At 56.3% G+C, this 25,061-nt stretch carries 22 protein-coding genes and 1 other annotated feature; of the genes, 8 read left to right on the forward strand and 14 right to left on the reverse strand.

The window, feature by feature from the left end:
* Window positions 1–219 precede the first annotated feature (219 nt).
* Both dnaJ and dnaK read right to left on the reverse strand, forming a co-directional pair.
* On the reverse strand, window positions 220–1,350 hold the full coding sequence (gene dnaJ / locus D4100_RS12945; protein ID WP_006317532.1) for a molecular chaperone DnaJ: 1,131 nt from the start codon (window positions 1,348–1,350) through the stop codon (window positions 220–222).
* Window positions 1,351–1,456: 106 nt separating this feature from the next.
* Window positions 1,457–3,361 carry a molecular chaperone DnaK gene (dnaK, locus tag D4100_RS12950; protein WP_119804522.1) on the reverse strand — a complete coding sequence of 635 codons (1,905 nt, stop codon included), beginning with the start codon at window positions 3,359–3,361 and terminating at the stop codon, window positions 1,457–1,459.
* Window positions 3,362–3,685: 324 nt separating this feature from the next.
* Here dnaK and satP point away from each other — a divergent pair, with 324 nt between their 5' ends.
* Entirely contained in the window at window positions 3,686–4,285 is a 600-nt protein-coding gene (gene satP / locus D4100_RS12955) for an acetate uptake transporter (protein WP_119804523.1), read from the forward strand.
* A 46-nt stretch (window positions 4,286–4,331) separates the two neighbouring features.
* Here the strand turns inward: satP and D4100_RS12960 are convergent, their stop codons facing one another.
* The 3 genes from D4100_RS12960 to tal form a co-directional block, all read right to left on the reverse strand.
* Entirely contained in the window at window positions 4,332–5,639 is a 1,308-nt protein-coding gene (locus tag D4100_RS12960; RefSeq protein ID WP_065505882.1) for an MFS transporter, read from the reverse strand.
* 124 nt (window positions 5,640–5,763) lie between these two features.
* Window positions 5,764–6,351 (reverse strand): molybdopterin adenylyltransferase, encoded by a 588-nt coding sequence (mog, locus tag D4100_RS12965; RefSeq protein ID WP_119804524.1) that lies wholly within the window; start codon window positions 6,349–6,351, stop codon window positions 5,764–5,766.
* 138 nt (window positions 6,352–6,489) lie between these two features.
* Window positions 6,490–7,443 (reverse strand): transaldolase, encoded by a 954-nt coding sequence (tal, locus tag D4100_RS12970; RefSeq protein WP_006320070.1) that lies wholly within the window; start codon window positions 7,441–7,443, stop codon window positions 6,490–6,492.
* A gap of 381 nt (window positions 7,444–7,824) precedes the next feature.
* On the opposite strand from tal, the gene D4100_RS12975 reads away from it, so the two are divergent.
* Together D4100_RS12975 and yaaA are read left to right on the forward strand one after the other, a co-directional pair.
* Window positions 7,825–9,249 carry an alanine/glycine:cation symporter family protein gene (locus D4100_RS12975; RefSeq protein ID WP_006320068.1) on the forward strand — a complete coding sequence of 475 codons (1,425 nt, stop codon included), beginning with the start codon at window positions 7,825–7,827 and terminating at the stop codon, window positions 9,247–9,249.
* Window positions 9,250–9,342: 93 nt separating this feature from the next.
* Complete coding sequence (gene yaaA / locus D4100_RS12980) at window positions 9,343–10,116, forward strand: peroxide stress protein YaaA (RefSeq protein ID WP_119804525.1); 774 nt, start codon at window positions 9,343–9,345, stop codon at window positions 10,114–10,116.
* A gap of 59 nt (window positions 10,117–10,175) precedes the next feature.
* On the opposite strand, the gene thrC is transcribed toward yaaA, so the two are convergent.
* From thrC to D4100_RS13005, 5 genes are all read right to left on the reverse strand, one after another.
* Complete coding sequence (gene thrC / locus D4100_RS12985) at window positions 10,176–11,465, reverse strand: threonine synthase (protein WP_006320064.1); 1,290 nt, start codon at window positions 11,463–11,465, stop codon at window positions 10,176–10,178.
* A gap of 3 nt (window positions 11,466–11,468) precedes the next feature.
* A complete protein-coding gene (thrB, locus tag D4100_RS12990) occupies window positions 11,469–12,398 on the reverse strand; it encodes a homoserine kinase (RefSeq protein ID WP_006320063.1) in 930 nt (309 codons plus the stop codon).
* Window position 12,399: 1 nt separating this feature from the next.
* Window positions 12,400–14,859, reverse strand: a complete 2,460-nt coding sequence (gene thrA, locus D4100_RS12995; RefSeq protein WP_119804526.1) for a bifunctional aspartate kinase/homoserine dehydrogenase I — start codon at window positions 14,857–14,859, stop codon at window positions 12,400–12,402.
* Window positions 14,860–14,884: 25 nt separating this feature from the next.
* Window positions 14,885–15,003, reverse strand: a sequence feature (Thr leader region).
* Window positions 14,942–15,010 (reverse strand): thr operon leader peptide, encoded by a 69-nt coding sequence (thrL, locus tag D4100_RS13000; RefSeq protein WP_071919942.1) that lies wholly within the window; start codon window positions 15,008–15,010, stop codon window positions 14,942–14,944. Its footprint overlaps the feature before it by 62 nt.
* A 211-nt stretch (window positions 15,011–15,221) precedes the next feature.
* Complete coding sequence (locus D4100_RS13005) at window positions 15,222–15,908, reverse strand: tRNA/rRNA methyltransferase (RefSeq protein ID WP_006320060.1); 687 nt, start codon at window positions 15,906–15,908, stop codon at window positions 15,222–15,224.
* Between the two features lie 631 nt (window positions 15,909–16,539).
* Between D4100_RS13005 and arcA the strand changes: the two genes are divergently transcribed.
* A complete protein-coding gene (gene arcA / locus D4100_RS13010) occupies window positions 16,540–17,256 on the forward strand; it encodes a two-component system response regulator ArcA (RefSeq protein ID WP_004949989.1) in 717 nt (238 codons plus the stop codon).
* Between the two features lie 49 nt (window positions 17,257–17,305).
* On the opposite strand, the gene creA is transcribed toward arcA, so the two are convergent.
* Window positions 17,306–17,785 (reverse strand): protein CreA, encoded by a 480-nt coding sequence (gene creA / locus D4100_RS13015; RefSeq protein WP_006320058.1) that lies wholly within the window; start codon window positions 17,783–17,785, stop codon window positions 17,306–17,308.
* Window positions 17,786–18,128: 343 nt separating this feature from the next.
* Here creA and robA point away from each other — a divergent pair, with 343 nt between their 5' ends.
* Window positions 18,129–18,998: an MDR efflux pump AcrAB transcriptional activator RobA gene (robA, locus tag D4100_RS13020; RefSeq protein ID WP_006320056.1), complete on the forward strand. Its 870-nt coding sequence runs from the start codon at window positions 18,129–18,131 to the stop codon at window positions 18,996–18,998.
* On the opposite strand, the gene gpmB is transcribed toward robA, so the two are convergent.
* Window positions 18,995–19,642 carry a 2,3-diphosphoglycerate-dependent phosphoglycerate mutase GpmB gene (gene gpmB, locus D4100_RS13025; RefSeq protein ID WP_119804527.1) on the reverse strand — a complete coding sequence of 216 codons (648 nt, stop codon included), beginning with the start codon at window positions 19,640–19,642 and terminating at the stop codon, window positions 18,995–18,997. The genes robA and gpmB overlap by 4 nt on opposite strands.
* 111 nt (window positions 19,643–19,753) lie before the next feature.
* On the opposite strand from gpmB, the gene yjjX reads away from it, so the two are divergent.
* Window positions 19,754–20,293, forward strand: coding sequence for an inosine/xanthosine triphosphatase (gene yjjX, locus D4100_RS13030; RefSeq protein WP_006320052.1), 540 nt, complete (start codon window positions 19,754–19,756; stop codon window positions 20,291–20,293).
* A gap of 18 nt (window positions 20,294–20,311) precedes the next feature.
* Here yjjX and trpR read toward each other — a convergent pair whose 3' ends face one another.
* Together trpR and sltY are read right to left on the reverse strand one after the other, a co-directional pair.
* The gene (gene trpR, locus D4100_RS13035; protein WP_004949979.1) at window positions 20,312–20,641 is read right to left on the reverse strand and encodes a trp operon repressor; all 330 of its coding nucleotides are present in this window, start codon (window positions 20,639–20,641) and stop codon (window positions 20,312–20,314) included.
* Window positions 20,642–20,696: 55 nt separating this feature from the next.
* Entirely contained in the window at window positions 20,697–22,625 is a 1,929-nt protein-coding gene (sltY, locus tag D4100_RS13040; RefSeq protein WP_006320050.1) for a murein transglycosylase, read from the reverse strand.
* Between the two features lie 572 nt (window positions 22,626–23,197).
* On the opposite strand from sltY, the gene yfiR reads away from it, so the two are divergent.
* Window positions 23,198–23,800, forward strand: a complete 603-nt coding sequence (gene yfiR, locus D4100_RS13045) for a regulatory sequestration protein YfiR (RefSeq protein ID WP_119804528.1) — start codon at window positions 23,198–23,200, stop codon at window positions 23,798–23,800.
* Complete coding sequence (gene dgcN, locus D4100_RS13050) at window positions 23,797–25,044, forward strand: diguanylate cyclase DgcN/YfiN (protein ID WP_119804529.1); 1,248 nt, start codon at window positions 23,797–23,799, stop codon at window positions 25,042–25,044. The genes yfiR and dgcN overlap by 4 nt, the downstream gene beginning before the upstream one ends.
* Window positions 25,045–25,061 lie beyond the last annotated feature (17 nt).

The raw sequence follows: 25,061 nt of genomic DNA on the forward strand, positions 1-25,061 counted from the left end.
GGACAGAAAAAACACCCCCGCAGACAAAGTAATGGAATGAGTATAGACGCCGTTTCAGCTCGAAAAAACACGTTTATAAATGCTATAAAGATCGCAAAAACCGAGTAATTGAAGATGTGAATCACATTTAAATCAGGGGTCAGAGAAAGGCCTGAGGCAATAAAAAAACCCCGGATTCGATACCGGGGTTTCATGCAACAGGCTAATGAAAACAGTAAATTAACGCGTCAAATCGTCAAAAAACTTTTTCACGCCGTCGAAGAAGCTCTTCGAACGCGGGCTGTTTTTGTCGCCGGATGGGCCACCAAGGCTCTCTTCCAGCTCTTTCAACAACTGCTTCTGCTTGTCGTTCAGGTTAACCGGAGTCTCCACCACCACGCGGCACAGCAGGTCACCCTGGCTGCCGCCACGCACAGATTTTACACCCTTGCCGCGCATGCGGAACAGTTTGCCGGTCTGGGTTTCTGCCGGTACCTTCAGCTTCACGCGGCCATCCAGCGTCGGCACTTCAATCTCGCCGCCCAATGCCGCCATCGCGAAGTTAATCGGCACTTCACAGTACAGGTTATTGCCTTCACGCTCGAAGATCGGGTGCGCTTTCACCTGAACCTGAACGTACAAATCCCCCGCCGGTGCACCATGCTCACCCGCTTCACCCTCACCCGCCAGGCGGATGCGGTCACCGGTATCTACGCCGGCCGGGATTTTCACCGACAGCGTTTTGGCTTTCTCTACCCGGCCGTGGCCGTGGCAGCTGTTGCAAGGGTCTTTGATGATCTGACCGCGGCCATGGCAGTGCGGACAGGCCTGCTGTACGGTAAAGAAGCCCTGGCGCATTTGCACCTGGCCCTGGCCATGACAGGTCGGACAGGTGACCGGCGAGCTGCCGGGCTTCGCGCCGCTGCCGTGGCAAACGCCACACTCTTCCAGCGTCGGGATACGGATCTCTTTGGTAACGCCACGAACCGCTTCCTCGAGGGAAAGCTCCATGTTGTAGCGCAGATCGGAACCGCGGCTGGCACGCTGACGGCGGCCACCACCGAAGATATCGCCGAATACGTCGCCAAAGATATCGCTGAAGTCGGCACCACCGCCGCCAAACCCGCCGCCGCCGCCCATGCCACCCTGTTCAAAGGCGGCATGGCCGTATTGATCGTAGGCCGCACGCTTTTGCGCGTCGGTCAGGACCTCGTAGGCTTCCTTGACCTCTTTAAATTGGGCTTCGGCGTCTTTCTCCTGGTTGCGGTCAGGATGGTATTTCATCGCCAGGCGCTTGTACGCCTTTTTTATCTCACGCTCTTCCGCCGTCTTGGAGACGCCGAGAATCTCGTAATAGTCTTTCTTCGCCATTATTTCTCTTACCCTTAACATGCGTGCACGGGCGTAGAGTTGCCTCGACGCCCGTGCTGGTTTCCGGTAACGGCCTGGCGGCCGTTCCGTGCCCGCTTAAGGGCGATTATTTCTTGTCTTTGACTTCTTCGAACTCAGCGTCAACCACGTCGTCGTCTTTCTGCGCCGCGTTGTCAGCACCGGCATCAGCACCTTGCTGCGCCTGAGCCATTTCCAGCAGCTTGCCGGAAACCTGCACCAGCGCCTGGGTCTTGGCTTCGATCTCGGCTTTATCTTCGCCTTTAACCGCCACTTCCAGATCTTTCAGCGCCGCTTCGATAGCCGTTTTGTCTTCCGCCGGCAGTTTGTCGCCTGCTTCTTCCAACTGCTTACGGGTGCCGTGGATCAGGTGATCGGCCTGGTTACGGGTCTGCACCAGCTCTTCGAACTTACGGTCAGCTTCAGCGTTCAGTTCGGCATCGCGCACCATTTTCTGGATTTCTTCTTCGTTCAGACCAGAAGAAGCCTTGATGGTGATTTTCTGCTCACGGCCGGTATTCTTGTCTTTGGCGGACACGTGCAAAATACCGTCGGCGTCGATATCGAAGGTCACTTCGATCTGCGCCATACCGCGTGGAGCAGCCTGGATGCCGTCCAGGTTGAACTGGCCCAGCGACTTGTTATCGTTAGCTCGTTTGCGCTCACCCTGCAGCACATGGATGGTTACCGCAGACTGGTTGTCTTCAGCGGTAGAGAACACCTGGCTGTGCTTGGTCGGGATGGTGGTGTTTTTGGTGATCAGCGGGGTCATCACGCTGCCCATGGTTTCGATACCCAGCGACAGCGGGGTAACGTCCAGCAGCAGAACGTCCTTCACATCACCGGCCAACACGCCGCCCTGTACCGCAGCACCCACCGCAACGGCTTCGTCCGGGTTAACGTCTTTACGCGGTTCTTTACCGAAGAAGTCAGCGACTTTCTTCTGAACCATTGGCATACGGGTCTGGCCGCCCACCAGGATCACGTCCTGAATGTCGGAAACCGACAGGCCTGCGTCTTTCAGCGCAACTTTCAGCGGCTCGATGGAACGCGCAACCAGATCTTCGACCAGCGACTCGAGTTTGGCGCGGGTCACTTTGATGTTCATGTGTTTCGGGCCGCTCGCGTCTGCCGTGATGTACGGCAGGTTGACGTCGGTCTGCTGAGCGGAAGACAGCTCAATCTTCGCTTTCTCTGCGGCTTCTTTCAGACGCTGCATCGCCAGCGGATCTTTACGCAGATCCATGCCCTGTTCTTTCTTGAATTCTTCAACCAGGTAGTTGATCAGACGGCTGTCGAAGTCTTCGCCACCCAGGTGGGTATCACCGTTGGTTGCCAGAACTTCGAAGGTTTTTTCGCCGTCAACGTCGTCGATTTCGATAATGGAAATATCGAAAGTACCGCCGCCCAGGTCATAAACCGCGATGGTGCGGTTACCGACTTCTTTGTCCAGGCCATAAGCCAGAGCTGCAGCAGTCGGTTCGTTGATGATGCGTTTTACTTCCAGACCTGCGATACGGCCGGCGTCTTTGGTCGCCTGACGCTGTGCGTCGTTGAAGTAGGCAGGTACGGTGATAACCGCTTCAGTTACCGGTTCGCCCAGGTAATCTTCCGCCGTTTTCTTCATTTTCTTCAGCACTTCAGCAGAAATCTGCGGAGGCGCGATTTTCTGGCCTTTCACTTCGATCCAGGCGTCGCCGTTATCCGCGGCTACAATTTGGTACGGCATGATGTCTTTATCACGCTGTGCTTCTTCGTCCTGGAAACGACGGCCAATCAGGCGCTTGATCGCAAACAGGGTATTTTGTGGGTTAGTCACAGCCTGACGCTTAGCCGGCTGACCAACCAGAATCTCACCGTCTTGGGTGTAGGCGATAATAGAAGGAGTTGTGCGGTCGCCCTCGGCGTTTTCCAGCACGCGCGCCTTACCACCATCCATAATTGCTACGCAGGAGTTGGTAGTCCCCAGGTCGATACCAATAATTTTGCCCATCTAAACGTCTCCACTAATAAATTCATAATCGGTCAGGTTGCTAACCTATATGCGGGCGATTTTTTGCTTTTCAACTGCCCGCTATCTCAGTCTTTCCCGCGGTCAGCAACTGCGGTTGCAAATAAGATGGGGCCATCCGACTCAGCATCAAGGGGCAAGGTGAAAAAAATTTCTTTTTTATCGACACTCAGATCATTGTTTCCTGCTCAGGGGATCATTATGATGCCGCGCGCTCTGATGGAAGTTACGGGTTTTTCGGCCATTCAGACCATTTATGAATTTACTTAGCTATTTCCGTTAATTTTCTGTTATCGCAGAGGACATATGCACACCAACAAGTTGGCAAATCCCGGCCCTCTCGGCCTGATGGGCTTCGGGATGACCACCGTCTTGCTGAACCTGCACAACGCGGGCTTTTTCCCACTGACTTCCGTCATCATCAGCATGGGGATTTTCTTCGGTGGCCTGGCCCAGATTATGGCCGGCCTGCTGGAATACAAGAAAGGCAACACCTTCGGTATGACTGCCTTTATTTCCTACGGCAGCTTCTGGCTGAGCCTGGTCGGCATTCTGCTGCTGCCGCGCCTGGGCCTGGCCGAACCGACCGACGCTACCGTATTGGGCGTTTATCTGGCGCTGTGGGGCGTTTTCACCCTGTTTATGTTCTTCGGCACGCTGTGCGCCAACCGTGCGCTGCAGTTCGTATTTGCCAGCCTGACGCTGCTGTTCGCCCTGCTGGCGATTGGCAACATCACCGGCAACCACGCGCTGCTGACCTTTGCCGGTTATGAAGGGGTGATCTGCGGCGCCAGCGCCATTTACCTGGCAATGGCGGAAGTGCTCAACGAGCAGTTCGGCCGTACGGTGCTGCCGATTGGCGAAGTGACGACCAAACGTGCGGAGCCCGCTCTGGCAACGGCGTAATTGCCTTTGGCCTGAAACAAAAAACCCTGCATCGCAGGGTTTTTTGTTAGCTGTAGGAACCGGCGCGCCGCACCTTGGTTTCACTGTTTAAATCGCGGTGCAGGTAGATGCCCAGCAACAGGCCGATGCCGGACAACGCCAGCACGTAGTAAGCAGGCGCTAACGGGGTTAACTTCATGATCAACGTGACAAATATTGGGGTTAAACCGCCAAAAACAGCGTATGCAACATTGTATGAGAACGAAATCCCGGTAAAACGCACTTCCGCCGGAAAAGCCCGCACCATCACGTAAGGCACTGCGCCTACGACCCCAACGCTGAAGCCCACCAGAGCGTAACAGGCAAACAGCATTTCCGGGTGTACCCCCACCGTCCGATAGAACAGCCAACTGCAGCCGGCCAGCAATAAGCTGCCGACGATAAAGGTTTTACTGGCGCCAAAGCGATCCGCCGACAGCCCGGCGGCAATGCATCCGGCAATCAGCATGATGGTGGCAATGCTGTTGGCCTGCAGCGACAGCGCCGGGGCAATGCCAAACTGCTTTTGCAGATAGGTTGGCGTCATCAGAATGACCACCACGATACCGGCGGACAGTAGCCAGGTGAGCAGCATAGAGACCGCCACTTCCTTGCGATGATTAAGCACCACGGATTTTAGCGGCAGTTCCTTCGCCAGCGCTTTGCGCGCCTGCATCTCGACGAAGATGGGCGTTTCTTGCAGCCAGCGGCGCAAATACATCGCCACCAGCCCGAAGATGCCACCGAGCAGGAACGGGATGCGCCAGCCGCCGCCGAGAATGGTTTGTTGGCTCAATGTGGTGTTGAGCACCGTCGCGACCAGCGATCCCAGCAGGATGCCGACGGTCAGGCCGGCGGTCAGCGTGCCGCAGGCGAAGCCGATACGGCGGCGCGGCACATGCTCGGCGACGAATACCCAGGCGCCCGGCACTTCACCGCCAATCGCCGCCCCTTGCAACACACGCATCAGCAACAGCAGCAGCGGTGCGGCAATGCCGATATTGGCGTAGGTGGGCAACAGGCCCATCGCCAGGGTCGGCAACGCCATCAGCAGAATACTCAGGCTGAACATTTTCTTGCGGCCAACCCGATCGCCGAAATGCGCCATCACGATGCCGCCCAGCGGCCGGGCCAGATAACCGGCGGCGAAGATACCGAAGGTCTGCACCTGTCGCAGCCATTCCGGCATGTCCGCCGGGAAAAACAGCTCGCCCATCACCGCGGCAAAGAAGACGAAAATGATGAAGTCATAAAACTCCAGCGCACCGCCGAGGGCTGCCAACGTCAGAGTTTTGTAGTCTTGCCGGTTTAACCGGCGATTATTATCGTGAGGCATAGGGTACCGTCGGAAAAGGCTGTAGAAGTAAAAGCCGCAGGCTTTCTGTAAACGAATTCTTACTATAGCGGCAAATTATTTTCACACCAGACGGACTGAAGCTAATCTCACAGATTGCTGAAATTTAGAGGTTTATCTCGCGGCGCGCGTTCTTCGGGCGAAATGCTGCTACCACCGCCTCCTGCGTCTCCACATAAGGCCCTTCGAGCAGTTGAATGCAATAAGGCACGCTGGCGAAAATGCCGTGCACCACCGTCTTGCCCTGCTCATCCTTCACCCCTTCCAGCGTTTCCTTGATCGACTTCGGCTGCCCGGGCAGGTTGATGATCAGCGCCTGTTTGCGGATCGCCCCCACCTGGCGTGAAAGAATTGCCGTTGGCACATAGTGTAGGCTGATTTGCCGCATTTGCTCGCCGAAGCCGGGCATCACGCGATCGGCTATCGCCAGAGTGGCGTCAGGCGTCACGTCGCGTCGCGCCGGGCCGGTACCGCCGGTGGTCAGCACCAGATGGCACCCCATCTCGTCCACCAGCTCACACAGGGTCTGTTCGATAAGCGTCTGCTCATCGGGGATCAGGCGGGTTTCCACTTTAAAGGGTGAGACAAGTGCGGCGGTCAGCCACTCTTCCAATGCCGGAATGCCTTTATCCTGGTAAACGCCGCCGGAAGCGCGGTCGGAAATAGAAACCAAACCAATACGTAATATGTCCATGCGTAACCTCTACAGCCTGATGGGTTCACTTCCCATCCTGTTATTAATCCTGAGAGTATAAAGTGTCTGCCCTCCGCCGGGCGTGGCGGGCATAAAAAAAGGTGGCCTGAGCCACCTTTTTCGCGCTGATTGCGGTAATTACAGCAGATCGGCGATCATTTTTTCCAGCTTGCCCTGGTCTACGGCAAACTTGCGGATGCCGTCGGTCAGTTTCTCAACCGCCATTGGATCCTGGTTGTGCTGCCAGTAGAACTCAGGCTCGGTCAGCGCAGCAGGGCGCGCTTTCACTTCGCCGGTGTAAGCCAGTTTACGCTCCAGTGCGCCTTCGCTCTCTGCCAGCTCTTTCAGCAGCGCAGGGGCGATGGTCAGACGGTCACAGCCGGCCAGTTCGATGATTTCGCCCACGTTACGGAAGCTGGCGCCCATCACCACGGTGTTGTAACCGTGCTCTTTGTAGTACTGGTAGATCTCGGTAACGGAAACCACACCCGGATCTTCGTTTGGCGCGAACTCTTTCTTGTCGCCATTGGCTTTGTACCAGTCGAGGATACGGCCAACGAACGGAGAAATCAGGAACACGCCGGCTTCAGCGCAGGCACGCGCCTGAGCGAAGGAGAACAGCAGGGTCAGGTTACAGTTGATGCCTTCTTTTTCCAGCTGTTCCGCTGCGCGGATGCCCTGCCAGGTAGAAGCCAGTTTGATCAGGATGCGATCGTTGCTGATGCCGGCATCGTTGTACAGTTTGATCAGGCGCTTGGCCTTGGCAACGCTGGCTACGGTGTCGTAGGACAGGCGTGCGTCCACTTCCGTGGAGATACGGCCCGGAACCAGTTTAAGGATTTCCAGACCAATGTTGACGGCCAGCTTGTCGGCGGCATCGGCGATCTGCTGTTCGCGATCGCTGCTCTGCTCGCGCGCCCAGGCAACGGCTTCGTCAATCAGTTTACGGTATTCAGGAATTTGCGCTGCATTGAGGATCAGCGAAGGATTGGTTGTGGCGTCTTGCGGTTGATACAGCTTCATTGCCGCGATATCGCCCGTGTCCGCAACCACAGTAGTGAGCTGGCGCAGGGAAGTTAATTTATCGGTCATGTTGGCATTATCTCATCGTTTGTGCATGAACTTTTGGCATCGTTCAACCATGCCCTGCCTTGATAATAACATGCGCAAGGCCCGGTGCAAGGCTGGAAAATCGCGGCCAGACGGCGTTGGTTTTTTCCTTGGGCGAGCAACCGTTTACGCAGATATCTTTCGTTATTTCCGAACCAATGAAAAGGCAATAACGTGCTATCGATGAAATGAATTATGTTAAATTCGCGCGAAATCAGGCGATAGAACCGAAGAGATGAGAAAAATCTCAATTCATCTGAACCCGACGATGCTCAGCTAAGCTCTTGTAAAAACTCGCCCAAGGTATTTTCATCCGCAGCGGATGCGGTGCGGTGCGCAATAAATTTCAACGAGGAGGGATCCGTGACGGACCTGATAGACTTTATAAACGCCGTTTTGTGGGGGTCGGTACTGATTTATTTGCTGCTGGGTACGGGCATTTATTTCACCCTGCGTACCCGCTTTATTCAGGTCCGCCATTTCAGCCACATGTTTTCGGTACTGAAGCACAGCAACAAAAGCGACAGCGCAGGCATCTCTTCTTTTCAGGCGTTGTGTACCACTCTGGCGGCGCGCGTCGGTACCGGTAACCTGACCGGCGTCGCGATAGCCCTCACCGCCGGCGGCCCAGGGGCTATCTTCTGGATGTGGGTTGTGGCGTTTATCGGCATGGCAACCTCGTTCGTTGAAAGCAGTCTCGCCCAGCTCTACAAAACCAAAGACGATCAAGGTAATTACCGCGGTGGCCCGGCCTACTATATGGAAAAGGGTCTGGGCATGCGCTGGATGGGCGTACTGTTCTCCCTTTTCCTGATCATCGCCTTCGGTCTGGTGTTCAATGCCGTCCAGGCCAACTCCATCGCCCAAGCCTCCGCCGTCGCTTTCAACGCGAAGCCGCTGCATGTGGGGATCGGTCTGGTGTTGCTGAGCGGTATCGTGATCTTCGGTGGCATCCGTTCCGTCGCGCGCGTGGCCGAACGGGTGGTGCCGCTGATGGCCGGCGCCTATCTGCTGCTGGCTTTCTGGGTGATTGGCCACAATATTGAGCAGATGTCGGCGATCCTCACGCTGGTGGTCAAGAGCGCCTTCGGGCTGCAGGAAGCGGCGGCCGGAGCCGTCGGCTATGGCATTTCGCAGGCAATGACCCAAGGCGTTCAGCGCGGTCTGTTCTCCAATGAGGCCGGCATGGGCTCCGCGCCCAATGCGGCGGCCTCCGCGTCACCTTATCCGCCGCATCCCGCCTCGCAGGGTTACGTGCAAATGCTCGGGGTATTCATCGATACCATCGTTATTTGCAGCGCCACGGCCGCGATCATTCTCTCCTCCGGCGTGCTGGATCAGCCGGTAGCCAACATCAGCGGCATCGATATGACCCAGCGGGCCCTCTCCGCCGCCGTCGGCAGTTGGGGCGCACCGTTTGTCGCCGTCGCCATTTTCTTTTTCGCTTTCACCTCGATCATTGCCAACTACGCTTACGCCGAGAGCAATCTGGTGTTCCTTGAGCACAACCACCCGGTCGGGTTGACGATTTTCCGCTGCGCGGCGCTGGGTATGGTGATGTTTGGCGCTCTGGCCGAGCTGCCGGTGGTGTGGAAAATGGCCGACACTTCGATGGCGCTGATGGCGATCACCAACCTGACGGCGATCCTGCTGCTGTCGCGCGTGGCGCTGAAACTGGCCAACGACTACCACCGTCAACACAAATTGGGGCAATTGCCCACTTTCGACGCGAACCGTTTTCCCGAGCTGAAATCCCAGCTTGAACCTGGCGTATGGGATAAAGGTTAACTTTTGCGGGCGCGTTTCGCCTATCAGACCCATTGCCCCTTTTTCTCGCGCTTTTTGCTACAGTACCCGTTCTTGGATAAACAGGATTTGGCCATGCTCGTTATTATTTCACCTGCAAAAACCCTTGATTACGAAAGCCCGCTGGCGACAGAACGTTTCACGCAGCCCGAATTGCTGGACAAGTCGAAGCAACTGATCAAAATCTGCCGCGAACTGACGCCGGCACAAATATCCAGCCTGATGGGCATCAGCGATAAATTGGCCGGTCTGAATGCCGCTCGCTTCAGCGACTGGCAGCCTAAATTCACCCCAGACACCGCCCGCCAGGCGTTATTGGCTTTTAAAGGCGATGTGTATACCGGCCTGCAGGCGCAGGACTTCAGCGAAGAGGACTTTGATTTCGCTCAGCAGCACCTGCGGATGCTGTCCGGCTTATATGGCGTGCTGCGCCCGCTCGATCTGATGATGCCTTACCGGCTTGAGATGGGCATCAGGCTGGAGAATCCGAAGGGCAAGGATTTGTACGGTTTCTGGGGCGAGCAAATCACCAAAAAGTTGAACGAAGCGCTGGAACAACAGGGTGACGACGTGGTGGTCAATCTGGCTTCAGACGAGTACTTCAAGTCGGTGAAACCGGCCAAACTGCACGGCACGCTGATCAAACCGGTATTTCTCGACGAGAAAAACGGTAAATATAAGGTGATCAGTTTTTACGCCAAAAAGGCGCGTGGGTTGATGAGCCGCTTTATCATCAAAAATCGCCTGACGCAGCGCGAGCAATTGGTTGATTTTAATCTGGAAGGCTATGTCTTTGACGAAGCCGTTTCCCAGGGCAATGAACTGGTGTTCAAACGCCCCGAACAGTAAAAAAGAACGCAAAAAAAAGCCGTCGCAATGACGGCTTTCGTTTTTTAGGCTGAGCGGTTTCAGGCCGGCAGAGCCATCAGGAATTTACGCAGCTCGGCGAAACCGGCCGGCAGGCTGTGGGACAGCAGCGGCAAATCGGCACGCAGCGCCAGCGCCTTCGGCAGCGGCAGCTCCTGGCCGAGGATCTCTTCTACGCTCTCCTTGAACTTCGCCGGATGCGCAGTGCCGAGGAATAGACCAAACTCCCCTTCTTGCAACTGATCGCGCAGAGCGCGGTAAGCAATCGCAGCATGCGGTTCTGAGAGATACCCCAATTGCGCCAGTTCCCGCATGGTGTCTTTGGTGGTTTCATCGCTCACCGCTGCACGGCCCAGCTCTTTCAACTGCCAGATTTTACGGCGGAACAGCTCCTCCACGCGCGGCCAGTTGTTCGGCTGGCTTACGTCCATCGCATTCGACAGCGTAGCGACCGTAGCGTGCGGCTGCCACTGACCATTGGTCAGGAAGCGCGGCACGGTGTCGTTGGCATTGGTGGCAGCGATAAAACGCTTCACCGGCAGGCCCAGCGACTTGGCCAGCAGGCCGGCGGTCAGATCGCCGAAGTTACCGCTTGGCACCGAGATCACCAGTTGATTGCGCGCTTCCTGCGGCAATTGCGCCACCGCTTCGAAGTAGTAGCAAATCTGCGCCAGCAGCCGGCTGATATTGATGGAGTTTGCCGAGTTCAGGTGCAGCGCCTCTTTCAACTCCTGATCGTCAAAGGCCTGTTTCACCAGCGCCTGGCAAGCATCGAAGTCACCGTCGATCGCCACGGTGTGGATATTGCCACCCAGGGTGCAGAACAGTTTTTCCTGCAGCGGGCTGATTTTGCCCTGCGGATACAAGATGACCACGCGTACGTTCTTCAGGCCGTAGAAAGCGTGCGCCACGGCGGCACCGGTATCGCCGGAGGTCGCCGTCAGGATAGTCACCGGCTGATCGCCCGCCACTTCCGCCAGCATCTGCGCCATAAAGCGACCGCCGAAGTCTTTGAACGCCAGCGTCGGACCGTGGAACAGCTCCAGACAGGCAATGTCGTCTTCTACTTGCGCAACTGGCGCAGGGAATTCAAACGCCGCCGCCACGCGCTTATACAGCGCCTCTTCCGACACTTCATCGCCGATAAACGCCGACAGGATGCGGGTGCTGCGGGTGACGAAGTCCTGCTCCAGCAGGTGATCGATTTCGGTCAGTTCGAACTCCGGCAGTTCCAGCGGGAAAAACAGCCCTTGCTGTTTGCCCAGGCCCTGTTTGATCGCCTGTGCGAAGCTGACCTGCTCGTTGTGATCCTTAAGGTTATACAGTTTCATGCGTTATCCCAGTAGTCGTGCGCCTGCGGTATCCAGACGGCAAATATGAACAAAACCTTCGTCGTTTTGCAGATAGTGATTGGTCAGCCAGTCGGCCATGCGTTGTGCGGTGGCACCGTCGTCACAGACGGCGAACAGCGTCGGGCCGGAGCCGGAAATGCCGCAAGCCAGCGCACCGATGTCCTGCGCGGCCTTGCGCGCGTCGGCAAAGCCCGGCAGCAGGCGAGTGCGGTACGGCTCGGCAATCACGTCCTGCATCAGTTTGGCTGCCAAACGCGGCTGCTGAGTGTGGCAGGCATGGATAAAGCCCGCCAGATAGCGACCATGGCTGATGCAGTCCTGACGGCGGTACTGCGCGGGCAGGATAGCGCGCGCTTCGGCGGTGGACACCTTGATGCCGGGGTAGGCCATCACCCACAACCAGTCTTTAAAGCAGGGCACTTCCTGGCTGATGAAACCTTCTTCTTCCAGCATCAGTTGCAGGCCGCCCAGGTAGCATGGCGCTACGTTGTCGTAATGCACGCTGCCGGAGATACGGCCTTCCAGCTCGCCCATCAGGCTCAGCAGCGTCATTTTGTCCAGCGGACGATTGCAGAATTCATTCATCGCCATCAACCCGGCGACCACCGAACAGGCGCTGGAGCCCAGCCCTGACCCGATCGGCATGTTTTTCTCAAGCCGCATCGCCACCGGGATCTGCCGGCCTATCTCCTGGCAAAAACGCTCCCAGCATTGATAGACGATATTTTCTTTCGGATCGTCGGGCAACTTGCTGACAAAGCGGCCGGCGTTCTGCAGGCTGAACGTTTCGGCGGCTTCCACGCTGACGCAGTCGCCCAACAAGGTGCCGTCGATTGGCGACACCGCCGCACCCAGAACGTCGAAGCCGACGCTTACGTTGCCAATTGAGGCCGGTGCATACACCTTAACCATATTAAACTCCCAACTTCCATGACAGTGTGCGCAACAGGTCGGCAAATACCCCCGCCGCAGTCACATCATTACCGGCGCCGTAGCCGCGCAGCACCAAGGGTAATGGTTGATAATAACGGCTGTAGAAGGCCAGGGCGTTCTCACCGTTCTTCACTTTATACAACGGATCGTTGCCGTCTACCGCATCAATGCGAACCTGACAGCGGCCATCTTCGATCACGCCGACATAGCGCAACACCTTACCCTGCTCGGCGGCGTTAGCCACGTTGCGGGCATATTCTTTATCCAGCTCCGGCAGGCGTGCCAGGAAGGTTTCCACATCGCCGGAAGCGTCAAAGGACGGCGGCAGTGCCGACTCGACCTCAATGTCCTCCAACTCCAGTTTGTGACCCGCTTCGCGGGCCAGGATCAAAAGCTTGCGGGCAACGTCCATACCGGACAGATCGTCGCGCGGATCCGGCTCGGTGTACCCTTTGGCTCTGGCCTCCAGGGTCGCTGCCGACAGCGACATGCCTTCGTCCAGCTTACCGAAAATAAACGACAGCGAACCGGACAGGATGCCGGAGAAACGCGTCAGCTCATCGCCGGCGTTCAGCAGATTTTGCAGGTTCTCAATCACCGGCAAGCCCGCACCGACGTTGGTGTCGTACAGGAACTTGCGACGTGAACCGGCAGCAGCGGTGCGCAGCTGTTGATAGTAGTTCATCGACGAAGTGTTGGCCTTCTTGTTCGGCGTCACCACGTGGAAACCATCGGCCAGGAAATCCGCGTACTGGTCGGCAACCGCCTGGCTGGAGGTGCAGTCGACAATTACCGGGTTCAGCAGGTGGTACTCCTTCACCAGACGGATCAGGCGGCCAAGATTGAACGGTTCTTTAGCCGCGGCCAGTTCCTCGTTCCAGCTGTCCAGAGCAATGCCGTGCACATTGGTCAACATGGCTCGGGAATTGGCGATACCGCAGATGCGCAGATCGATATGCTTTTGCTTCAGCCATGGCTGCTGGCGATAAATCTGCTCGATCAACGCACCGCCGACGCCACCGACGCCGATGACAAACACTTCAATCACCTGATCGGTATTGAACAGCATCTGGTGGCAGACGCGAACGCCGGTGGTGGCGGAATCGTTGCTGACCACCACCGAGATGGAACGCTCCGACGAGCCCTGAGCGATGGCGACAATGTTGATATTGGCGCGCGCCAGCGCGGAGAAGAAGCGGGCCGAGATGCCGCGCAGGGTGCGCATGCCGTCGCCCACGACCGAGATAATCGCCAGCTTTTCCATCACGTCCAGCGGCTCGAGCAAGCCGTCTTTCAGCTCAAGGTAGAATTCGTCTTCCAGCGCACGGCGCGCACGCTGCAATTCGCTCTGCGGCACGCAGAAGCTGATGCTGTACTCGGAAGAGGATTGGGTAATCAGCACCACCGAAATACCGGTGCGCGACATCACGGCGAACACCCGCGCGGCCATGCCGACCATCCCCTTCATCCCCGGCCCGGAAACGTTGATCATCGCCATGTTGTTCAGATTGGTGATGCCCTTTACCGGGGTATCGCTATCCACATTTTCACCGCCGATCAGCGTGCCGGGGGCCTGCGGATTGGACGTGTTTTTGATCAGGCAAGGGATTTGGAACTGGGCAATCGGGGCGATAGTACGGGGGTGAAGCACGCTGGCGCCGAAATAGGAAAGCTCCATCGCCTCCTGGTACGACATCGATTTCAGCAACCTGGCGTCCGGTACGGTGCGCGGGTCGCAGGTATAAACGCCATCGACGTCGGTCCAGATCTCGCAACAGTCTGCACGCAGACAAGCGGCCAGCACCGCGGCAGAGTAGTCGGAACCGTTACGGCCCAGCACCACCAGCTCACCTTTGTCATTACCGGCGGTGAAACCGGCCATCAGCACGATATGATCCGCCGGGATAGCCGCTGCGGCGATGCGCAACGTGGATTCGGTGATATCTACAGTCGACTCCAGATAATGCCCTTGAGCCAACAGCTTCTCTACCGGGTTGATCACCGTCACCGGGAAACCTTTGGCGCGGAATACGCCTTCCATGATGGCGATGGAGAGTTTCTCGCCACGGCAGATAATCGCCGCGTTCACACTGTCCGGGCACTGCCCCAGCAGCGCTACGCCGTGCAGCACCTGCTTCAGTTGGGCGAACTCCTGATCGACCAGGGTCTTCAGGCGATCGTATTCAAAACCTGGCAGAGCCTGCGCCAGGCCGCTCAGCAGATCTGCGAAGATACGCTCCGCATCGCTCATATTTGGCAGAATGTCTTGCCCGGCCACCGTTTTTTCAATCATCGCCACCAAGTGATTGGTGATCTTTGCAGGCGCGGACAGTACCGTGGCTACCTGTCCCTGACGTGCGTTACTTTCCATGATGTCGGCAACGCGCAGAAAACGTTCTGCATTCGCTACCGAGGTTCCGCCAAATTTCAGCACTCGCATTTCTGATCTCTCCCGAATTTAAGCCGAAAAAAAAGCCCGCACTGGTTAGGTGCGGGCTTTTTTCTTTTGTTTCCTGTACGCGTCAGCCCGCCCCGTTACCTGTGGTTTCGGTGGTGGTAATAATTGTGATAATCAGGCTGATGTTTCGCATTTTTCTGTCTGTCTCATTAAATACTCTGTCCCCTCTATTGGTTAAAGCAATCGCTTTCCCAAGTCAAATTATTTCTTGTTTTTGCTCATTGGCCGCCCCACCTGGCGGGTGAGGAATGCGATAGCAGAAAAACCAAATGACAGAACAAAAAAATAACCTGAAGGCACTTTTGTAGTGGATCATACTGCTTAATGGCCAGCACTTGCGGGTATCACTTTGTGAGCTTTTTTTCGATGTCATGCAGCAAAGTATGCAACATCGCCGTATCCCGTTGTGGCAGCGCACCCAGCCGCTGATGCAGCCAATCGCGCAATTTTTGGTCATCACTGACCCCCAGCGCGCCCAATAATCCTTCGGCGCGCTGACGTAACGCGCGCAATTGCCCCTCATTGGCCATCGTCTCCTGCGGCGCGCTGACGTTCATCAGTTCCGACAACTGGTAGCAATACACCATTACCGCCTGACCGAGATTCAGCGAAGGGTAGTCCGCCTGCATAGGTACGCCGGTCAGCAGATCGGCCAGTTCCAGCTCTTCATTGGTCAGGCCAGAATCTTCGCGACCAAACACCAGCGCCGCCTGGTTCACCCACTGGCTGCGCTCGCCCAACTGCCCCAACAGTTGTTGCGGTGTACAGTAATAATGGAAACGCGCGCGGCTGCGGGCAGTGGTGGCTACGGTGAAGTCCACGTCCGCTAACGCCTGTGCCAGGGTGGGATAAGTTTGCACGCCGTCGAGGATATCCCCCGCCCCATGAGCGACCCAGCGCGCTGCAGGTTGCAGGTGCGCTTCGCTGTCGACGATGCGCAACGAGGTGAATCCCATGGTTTTCATCGCCCGCGCCGCTGCGCCGACATTTTCCGGCCGTGCCGGAGCCACTAAAACAATATGAAGCTGCATCAATACTCCACAGAAAGAGGAATCGCGAGTTTTTGACTGTTCGGGCTAGTCTGATTATATTTACAACTGCGCAACAAAAATCCCGGCAATTGCTACAGAAATGTGTAAATGGGTTATTGAACAGATAAATTGGGTGTAATAGATATTATTACTACTTATGTTTTACTGTTCTTATTAATCAATATGTTAAAATAACGACCTCATCAATAAGCGCATAATTGTAACCCATTAAGCGTAACAATGCTGAATCGTAGACAGAATTTATGGTTCTGTGACTTAAGCTGGCAGTTCTGTAAGTGTTTTTCACAAAACTGTTAACGTGCTACAATTGAATTTGATATATGTCAACAAAGCGTAGTTTTGTTGGGTGATGAATTCGGCACGCACTGTTATATTGCTGTTAATAGGGTTAGGATAACCGCCGTTTTGGCACCTTTGGGGCGTAGGGAATAGCCGCTCCACCAAGCTAGCGATCTTGTTGACATTAGATGGAAAGTGCATCAAGAACGAGTTTACGTACTTTAGTCATTTGGTAAGAGGGAACGTGAGCGCTATCTCTGCCCTCGTCTAAGAAAACAAAGACTTCTGTACTTCCTATTTTCTATTTTGTTGGCAATTTTAGGTAGCAAATATGCAGACCCCGCACATTCTGATTGTCGAAGACGAGTTAGTCACTCGTAACACCCTGAAGAGCATTTTCGAGGCGGAAGGCTACGTTGTTCATGAAGCCAATGATGGTGCAGAGATGCACAACATCCTGTCTGAAAATGATATCAATCTGGTTATCATGGACATCAATCTGCCAGGCAAAAACGGCCTGCTGCTGGCGCGTGAACTGCGCGAACAGGCCAGCGTTGCGCTGATGTTCCTGACCGGCCGCGATAATGAAGTGGATAAAATCCTCGGATTGGAAATCGGCGCTGATGACTACATCACCAAGCCGTTTAATCCTCGCGAATTGACCATTCGCGCACGTAATCTGCTGTCTCGTACCATGAACCTGGGCAGCGTCGGCGAAGAACGTCGACTGGTAGAAAGCTATAAATTCAACGGTTGGGAGCTGGACATCAATAGCCGTTCACTGATCAGCCCGGCGGGCGAGCAGTACAAGCTGCCGCGCAGCGAATTCCGCGCCATGCTGCACTTCTGCGAAAACCCGGGCAAGATCCAATCCCGTGGCGAGCTGCTGAAAAAAATGACCGGCCGTGAGCTGAAACCGCATGACCGTACCGTAGACGTGACCATTCGCCGTATCCGCAAGCACTTCGAATCAACCCCGGATACGCCGGAAATCATCGCCACCATTCACGGTGAAGGCTACCGTTTCTGCGGCGATCTGGAAGAGTAATCATTCCTCCCGCTCTAAAAACATCAGGGGTTCAGTTGAACCCCTGATTTTATTTCGCCTCACCCCAAGGGATGATTGGCACCGCGCTCAACGCATTCTTCGGTGAACCATCCACCACACGGTCTGAATAGCTCAGATAAATCAGCGCATTGCGGGTAGCATCGTAAAAACGCACCACCTGCAGCTTTTTGAATACCAGCGACGTCCTTTTCTGGAACACCACCGTCCCTTCCGCCTTGCCGTTTTTAATTTTATCGGTCAGGGTAATCGGCCCCACCTGTTGGCAGGAAATAGCCGCATCCGCGGTATCTTCCGCTAATCCCAGGCCGCCTTTGATGCCGCCGGTTTTTGCCCGACTGATATAACAAGTTACATTTTTAACATCCGGATCGTCGAACGCTTCCACCACAATTTTGTGGTCCGGACCAAAGAGTTTAAATACCGTATCGACCGATCCCACCTGTTCAGCCTGCGCGCTATTTACCGTTGCGCAAACTAAACCAAACAAAAATATCCATCCTTTTTTCATTCACTTAACTCCAACAGCTACCGCCTGAAAAAACAGGCACAGCGATCAATATTGTTTATGTTTTAGGTCACAGAATCGGGATTTTTCTGGTCCGCACCGATCTTTTTAGCACAGAGCGTGAAAAAAATCTTTGAGAGTCTCGGAGGAAAAAAATTGCTATTATGCGGCGTCGTTATTTCTTTGCGCCCGTTTAAGGTGTGTCCCTGTCCAACTCTTGCGCAGCGAGCTGCAAGAAGCAAAGAGTGCTACGCAAAATGGCTCATGGATTGGTCTGATAGCGCAAGCACCTGCGTAATGAATAAACAGTTCGGGTTCCCACCCTAAAGCTCTACGAGGAAGATCTATGGATCAAGCCGGTATCATTCGTGATCTGCTTAGCTGGCTGGAAAGCCATTTGGACCAACCTTTGTCGCTGGATAACGTGGCGGCAAAAGCGGGCTACTCTAAATGGCATCTGCAACGGATGTTCAAAGATATTACCGGTAACGCCATCGGCGCTTATATCCGGGCAAGACGACTGTCTAAATCTGCGGTGGCGCTGCGTTTAACCAGCCGACCGATTTTGGATATCGCCTTGCAGTATCGCTTCGACTCGCAGCAGACCTTCACTCGCGCGTTTAAAAAACAGTTTGCGCAAACGCCGGCATTGTATCGCCGTGCCGAAGACTGGAACGCGTTCGGCATCTGCCCGCCAATCCGCCTGGGGGCCTTCACCCTGCCGCAGCCGGAATTCGTCACGCTGGCGGAACAGCACCTGATTGGCCTGACACAGAGCTATTCCTGCACGCTGGAGCAAATCTCCAATTTCCGTACCGAGCTGCGCTCACAGTTCTGGCGCCAATATCTGGGCGAAGCCGAAACCCTGCCACCGGTGCTCTACGGGTTGCACCACTCCCGCCCGAGCCAGGAAAAGGACGACGAGCAGGAAGTGCTTTACACCACGGCGCTGGAACCGCACCACGTGCCGGATAAGGTACAGGAAGGCCAGCCGCTGGTGTTGCAGGGCGGTGAGTATGCGATGTTCAGCTATGAAGGGCCGGCCTCAGGCCTGCAGGACTTTATCCTGACGCTGTATGGCACCTGCCTGCCGGCGCTCAAACTGACGCGCCGCAAAGGGCACGACATCGAGCGCTTTTATCCCAAGGGTGACCGCCGGCCACCCCAGCCGCCGACCGAGATCAACTGCGACTACCTGATCCCGATCCGCCGTTAACGCTGCAGTTCGTCCAGCGCGGGCATGTCCAGATGCGTGACATCGCCCGCCGTTTCCACGATCCAGCCGGAAGCCAACCACGGGCTCTGTTGATGATCGACGCGCGACAACGAACAGTTACGCAAACGCAGGCGGCGCTCGGCATAGGCCGGCAGACCGAGCACGGTGCTGATCAGACAACCCAGCGCAATACCGTGGCTGACAATCAGCGGCTTACTGCCTTCGGGCAGCATCAGGCAACTTTCCAGCGAGGCGCGCATGCGTTCGCCCAGCTCGCTCATGGATTCACCTTGGGGGATACGGCCGTCAGCAGTACCATCGACCATCTGCTTGCGCCACTGTTCTTCCTGCGGCGTCAGGCTTTCGATCAGGCGTTCTTCCAGCACTCCCATATGCAATTCACGCAAACGCGGATCGCTAATCACTTCGCAGCCGCAAGCTTCAGCGATGATTTGCGCGGTGCGGCGGGTACGCCCCAGATCGCTGGTAATAACGTGCGTGATGCCCTCTTTACTGACACGCCGGGCAACCAGATGCGCCTGATGTTCACCTTTGGCGGTTAACGGGCTGTCGGACTGGCCCTGGATACGGCGAGCCGCATTCCATTCCGTTTCGCCGTGGCGAACGAGGTATACCTGTAACATTTTGCTTTTCCGTTATACTGCGTGAAACCTGAGTTTATCTTCGTCAGAAGCGGCTTGCACAAGCTTCCGGCGTAATGAATAGGCTCTTAGCTTAAGGATGCCAAACCCGTTATGTATCATGTTGTCGCTGCAACTACCAACCCGGCAAAGATCAAGGCTATTCAACTGGCCTTTGATGACGCCTTTGGCGCGGACCAATGTCGCATTGAATCTGTCGACGTCGCCAGCGGCGTCTCACTGCAACCTATAGGCAACCACGAAACCCGTACCGGCGCACGCCAGCGCGTAATGGAAGCCCGTCAGGTTCGCCCGGAGGCCGACTTTTGGGTCGGCGTGGAGGCAGGCATAGAAGAGAATATGACCTTCGCCTGGATGACGGTGGAAAGCCCGCAGACTCGTGGCGAATCGCGCTCAGCCAGCCTGATGCTGCCGGAGGCAATTTTACAGGGAATTCGCGCCGGCCGCGAACTGGGCGCGGAGATGGCTGCCATCACCGGCAATAGCGACGTGAAACGCCAGGGTGGCGCTATCGGCATCTTTACCGATGGGCGATTGAGCCGCACCAGCGTTTATCATCAGGCTCTGCTGCTGGCATTGGTCCCTTTTCACAATCCTGTCTACCAAAGCCACAACGGCACGCCGAAAAAATAGCCCATACCGGGCGGGGCGCTATTGCGCATCGCCCAGTAACTGTTGCTCCAGCCACTGTTTCAGCGCCGGCGTCGCCGCTTTCAGGCTGTTCGAACCGCGAGTGATGGTGGCAATCCCCGCCCCAAGTTCATTCTTCAGCTCGCGCTGGCTCATCTCACCGCGCATCAGCTCCTGAATAATCCGTACCCGCGTGCCCAACGCCGTACGCTCATCCGGTGTCAGCAACAGTTGCATCAGCGGTTGGTGCAACTCCTGAGCGAACGAATTTTGCAGCAGCGCGACAAAGCGCAGCCAATCCTCATTACCTTGTTCTGAAAGAGCCGGATCGTTAAGCGATAATTGCGTCATGGCAAGCCACCATACTATTTAACTAGTACAGCAGCATACCATAGCGCCGTCAAAATCAATAACGTCTCTGCCACTCGGCATCGGTCAGTACCTTGGCCGGGCGGTGCATCAAATAACGGTAAAACGCGTCGTAAGCCAGCACGTTCTTCACGTAGGAACGGGTCTCCGAGAACGGGATGCTTTCAACAAAAGCCACCGCATCGACGCGCCCTTCGCTGTTGCCCAACCAGGTATTCACCCGCGATGGGCCGGCGTTATAGGCTGCCGACGACAGGATACGGTTACGGCCAAACTGCTGGTAGACGTACTCCAGGTAACTGGTGCCGATAGTAATATTGGTGCGCGGGTCAAGCAGCTGGCTCGGGCTTGAGTAACCGGGAATATTGTACATTTGCACGGTATGTTGCGCGGTCCTCGGCATCACCTGCATCAGGCCGCTGGCCCCCACCGGAGACTGGGCTTTCGGGTTCCAGGCGCTCTCCTGACGGGCAATCGCCATGGCGTAGCTCGGCGTGATGCCCTTGTCATCGGTAGCGCTGCGGAACTCTTGCGACCAGGCCACCGGGAAGCGCTCCTCGAGGTGATCCCACAGCTTGCCGACGATGGTCGCCTGCACGCTGAGATCGGCCCATTTCTGCTCGAAGGCATAACGCGCCAGCGCTTCCTGTTCAGGCCGACTGCGGCTGGCAACGAACGAAGTCCACTCGCTGCGCGCCAGGTTATCCATGTTCCAGTACATCAGTTCACGCACGCGGGCAATTTCCGGCCCGTCCACCAGTGAGGCGCGGGGTTTTGCCGCCACCGCCACCATGACCGGGTACGGCTTATTCAGTTTCTGTGCCGCCACCATAGGGTAGAAACCGCGTTCGTTCATCAGGCTGCTCAGGATCTCTTCACCCTCGCTGCGTTTGCCCTCATCCAGCAAGATACTCGCACGCCAGTAACGCCATTCGTCTTTATTGCGCGATTCTGCCGGCAGGCGCGAAAGCCAGGTCGCCACCCCCTGACGATCGCCATTGCCCAGCGCCATGCGCACACGGCGTTCCAGCAGCGTCGGAGACTGGCTGCGCAGGATGACCTTATCGCGCCACTGGGTCTGCTCGAAGGTCGCATCGCTGCCCATCAGCCGCCACGCCACCGCCTCTTCCAACCCCAACCGCTCGCTGTCGCTCATTTTCTGCAGGCGAGCGACACTCGGGATCATTGCGCGGGCATTTTCAGCATCCTGACGCGCCAGCCGTTCGAAAGCGATGCCGGTCGCCGCACGGGTAAAGTCAGTCGGCCCTACGCTGCGGGCAAAAGCCTCTACGGTAGCGGGATCGTTTTGCAGACGCACCAGCGCATCACCCATGGTCTGATATTCTGACGGCAACTGGCGATAGAGGCCGTTAACCAGGCTGCTGTTGCCCTCTTTTAACGCCAGCTTCATACGCTCCAGGGTATTCAGCGGCGTTTGCTTGCCGGCCCCCTGCCAGACGTTGAACAATTTATCGCAGGCACCCGGCAGCGTTTTACCGCTCATCCAAAGATCGTCCGCGCCGCTCCAGGCCGCCTGTTGATCGCCGGTGGCCCATTTGGCGTAATAATAATTACAGCGTGCCGCGACCGGTTTTGGGGCCTGCGGGCTGAAAGCCAACAGGGTGCGCCAGTCTTCACGACGCGCCAATTCATTGACAAAACGCGGCGCCAGCGACTTGGCGGGTGGCAACGTCGGGTGCTGCTTGATAAAGTCATTCACCTCGGAGAAGCCGGCCTGGCTGAGATCCTGCGTCAGTTCGCGGTATTCCAGATAAGGGTAAAGCGGGTAATCACGCAGCGTCGGCATCAGCTGTGCCACGACATCCATCTGATTACTGTCCCACGCCTGCTTGATTTGCAGGTAACGCTGACGCTGCGCGTCGAGAGAGTCCGCCATTGCCGCCCCCGAGAATGCCGTCAGGCACAGCCCCACGGCCAACAACCGCCACTTGTCTACCTTGACCATACTTACTCTTTCCTCGCTGGTTGTGTTGCCGGAACCCTTTCCCCCCTTGCCGCGCTGCGCCAGCGGTCAAGGCCCGGAGAAACCGGCTCTTCGCGTGTTTCGCGCCCTGAAGTGGAATACACGTCAGAGCAAAAAGATGTGCAGAGCGATAAGCTCAGGCATCTACCATAGACAGCGCAATTGCCTATCCATTCAACTACTGTAGAAGAAGAAGTTTATCGTCATGAGGGGTGACAGGTAAAAAACGTTTACCCTGGCTGACAAATTAAATAAAGGTGTCGCGTAAAGCACCGCACTGCCGCCCAACGCCGCTTTCTTTGCCGAAAACACCTGGCAAACTCCCCGTGCCGTTTTTATACTGTTAAAAAAGATAGGATAAATCCGAGAAAACGGCACATAAAGCGCGCAACAGCGATATCTTATAATACAATCCGCGCCAATTATGGGTTAGATAGTGTTCATCACACAGTGCGATTGATAGTGCTTAGTATTACGTTTACCCCTTTGTTCGGGTCAGGTTTCTCATTGTTAGATCACCGCTACCTTACTGCGGACGTTGGCAGGAATGGCAGATGAAGATGGCAAAAAATGCCGTGATGATAGCAGCCAACACGAAAAGCTCATTCACGAGCTTCGTTTGCGCACGTCTGGGTGGCGACCGCCTGTTACCACTCATTGTGGTCTTGCTGCTGGCGTTTCCGGGACTGGCTCGCGCCGACACGGGCAATCGCACCCATGCCGTCACCACCGTAGTAGTCGGCATCATCAGCTATGCCCGCTGGCCCAGCGAGCCCAAACCCATCCGCCTGTGCGTAACGGCACCGACCCAATATGCCGAAGGCCTGTTCGACCCTATTCTGCTGAGCGCTCCCCGGCCGATCAAAGCCGAGCGAGTGCCCTTTGACAGTCCTCTGCTGAGCACCGGTTGCGACGTAATTTATTTGGGTAATATCAACGCTGGCCAAAAACAAAACTTTATACAGCGCATTCACGGCCATTCCATTCTCAGCATCAGCGAGAACGACGGTGAATGCTCTGCCGGCAGCGCTTTTTGCCTGCAGATTGACGGCGACCAGGCCAGTTTCAAGGTGAACCTGGACGCTCTGGCGCGCAGCGGCGTTCGCGTTCATCCTAACGTGCTGCAGCTGGCGCGCAAACAGGCGCCGCCGCTATGATATGGTTGCGCAAGAACCGTTCCGGACATTCGCGGCCCACGTTGGGCCGGGTACTGCAACGAGCCAATCTCGGGTTGGCACTGATTGCCGTCGGCACCGCCGGGATTTTCTTGACGCTGGTGGCGCTGTTCGCGCTACGCGCCTACGCTAACCACAACCTGCACCTTATTGCGCGCTCCATCAGCTATACGGTTGAAGCAGCAGTGGTGTTTGGAGATCGCCCCTACATTCGCGAGGCGATGGTGCTGATCGCCTCCAAAGAAGAGGTGTCGGAAGCCAAAATCCTGGACAACAGAGGTAACGTGCTGGCCAGTTGGCATCGTCCCAAGGATGGCCCGCTGCACGGTCTGGAGCAGATTGTCGCTCACTGGGCTCTGCCGGAGCCGGTGGTCTTGCCGATCACCCACGAGGGCAAACAGGTCGGCAAGGTCTGGCTGAGCGGCAACGGCGGCAGCCTGCTGCGTTTCCTGCTGCGGGGTATCCTGGGCATGATCGCCTGCCTGGTGCTCAGTACCCTGTGCGCACTGGTTCTTTCCCGCCGCATGCTGCTGGGCATTGTCAGTTCGCTGGATGATATCGCCAATGTGGCGCATGCGGTACGGCGCGATCGCACTTTCGGGCTGCGGGTGCCGTCGGCGCCCATTGCCGAACTGCACGAATTGAGCAACGACTTCAACGGCCTGCTCGATGAGCTGGAGGCCTGGCAGGCGCACCTGAAACAGGAAAATGACTCACTGACCCATCGGGCGACTCACGACAGCCTGACCGGGTTGCCGAATCGCGCCTTTTTTGAAGGCCGACTGAGCCGCGCGCTGGGCGATATTGAGCCGACAGAAAAACTCGCGGTGTTGTTTATCGACGGCGATCGCTTCAAGGAGGTGAATGACAGTTACGGTCACGCCGCCGGTGACGCGGTGCTAACCACCATTGCCGGGCGCATTCGCGCGCAGCTGCGTGAAAGCGATCTGGTCGCGCGTTTAGGCGGCGATGAGTTCGCGGTGCTGTTGGCGCCGGTTCACAGTACGGAAGATGTGCTGCAAATTGCCGACAACATTATCGACTGCATGACCCAACCGGTAATTTTGCCGAACGACGAGGAGGTGACGACCTCTCTGAGTATCGGTATCGCGCTTTACCCTGAACATGCACTAACGCCTCAGGGTCTTTTGCACGAAGCTGACGATGCGATGTATCAGGCAAAGCATCGTTATAACGGAGGCTGGCGGCTGGCAATACAGAAATAGAGCCCCAGTTATAAAAT

The sequence above is a fragment of the Serratia inhibens genome (assembly GCF_003591175.1).
GTDB classification, from domain to species: Bacteria; Pseudomonadota; Gammaproteobacteria; order Enterobacterales; family Enterobacteriaceae; genus Serratia; species Serratia inhibens.

Excerpts from the sequence above, each read along its gene's own strand:
- yaaA (WP_119804525.1), top strand. The coding sequence starts at position 9,343 with ATGCTCGTTATTATTTCACCTGCAAAAACCCTTGATTACGAAAGCCCG.
- thrC (WP_006320064.1), bottom strand. The coding sequence starts at position 11,465 with ATGAAACTGTATAACCTTAAGGATCACAACGAGCAGGTCAGCTTCGCA.
- dnaJ (WP_006317532.1), bottom strand. The coding sequence starts at position 1,350 with ATGGCGAAGAAAGACTATTACGAGATTCTCGGCGTCTCCAAGACGGCG.
- thrB (WP_006320063.1), bottom strand. The coding sequence starts at position 12,398 with ATGGTTAAGGTGTATGCACCGGCCTCAATTGGCAACGTAAGCGTCGGC.
- gpmB (WP_119804527.1), bottom strand. The coding sequence starts at position 19,642 with ATGTTACAGGTATACCTCGTTCGCCACGGCGAAACGGAATGGAATGCG.
- yfiR (WP_119804528.1), top strand. The coding sequence starts at position 23,198 with ATGAAGATGGCAAAAAATGCCGTGATGATAGCAGCCAACACGAAAAGC.
- tal (WP_006320070.1), bottom strand. The coding sequence starts at position 7,443 with ATGACCGATAAATTAACTTCCCTGCGCCAGCTCACTACTGTGGTTGCG.
- D4100_RS12960 (WP_065505882.1), bottom strand. The coding sequence starts at position 5,639 with ATGCCTCACGATAATAATCGCCGGTTAAACCGGCAAGACTACAAAACT.
- trpR (WP_004949979.1), bottom strand. The coding sequence starts at position 20,641 with ATGACGCAATTATCGCTTAACGATCCGGCTCTTTCAGAACAAGGTAAT.
- D4100_RS13005 (WP_006320060.1), bottom strand. The coding sequence starts at position 15,908 with ATGCAGCTTCATATTGTTTTAGTGGCTCCGGCACGGCCGGAAAATGTC.
- yjjX (WP_006320052.1), top strand. The coding sequence starts at position 19,754 with ATGTATCATGTTGTCGCTGCAACTACCAACCCGGCAAAGATCAAGGCT.
- dgcN (WP_119804529.1), top strand. The coding sequence starts at position 23,797 with ATGATATGGTTGCGCAAGAACCGTTCCGGACATTCGCGGCCCACGTTG.
- dnaK (WP_119804522.1), bottom strand. The coding sequence starts at position 3,361 with ATGGGCAAAATTATTGGTATCGACCTGGGGACTACCAACTCCTGCGTA.
- thrA (WP_119804526.1), bottom strand. The coding sequence starts at position 14,859 with ATGCGAGTGCTGAAATTTGGCGGAACCTCGGTAGCGAATGCAGAACGT.
- sltY (WP_006320050.1), bottom strand. The coding sequence starts at position 22,625 with ATGGTCAAGGTAGACAAGTGGCGGTTGTTGGCCGTGGGGCTGTGCCTG.
- mog (WP_119804524.1), bottom strand. The coding sequence starts at position 6,351 with ATGGACATATTACGTATTGGTTTGGTTTCTATTTCCGACCGCGCTTCC.
- arcA (WP_004949989.1), top strand. The coding sequence starts at position 16,540 with ATGCAGACCCCGCACATTCTGATTGTCGAAGACGAGTTAGTCACTCGT.
- creA (WP_006320058.1), bottom strand. The coding sequence starts at position 17,785 with ATGAAAAAAGGATGGATATTTTTGTTTGGTTTAGTTTGCGCAACGGTA.
- satP (WP_119804523.1), top strand. The coding sequence starts at position 3,686 with ATGCACACCAACAAGTTGGCAAATCCCGGCCCTCTCGGCCTGATGGGC.
- robA (WP_006320056.1), top strand. The coding sequence starts at position 18,129 with ATGGATCAAGCCGGTATCATTCGTGATCTGCTTAGCTGGCTGGAAAGC.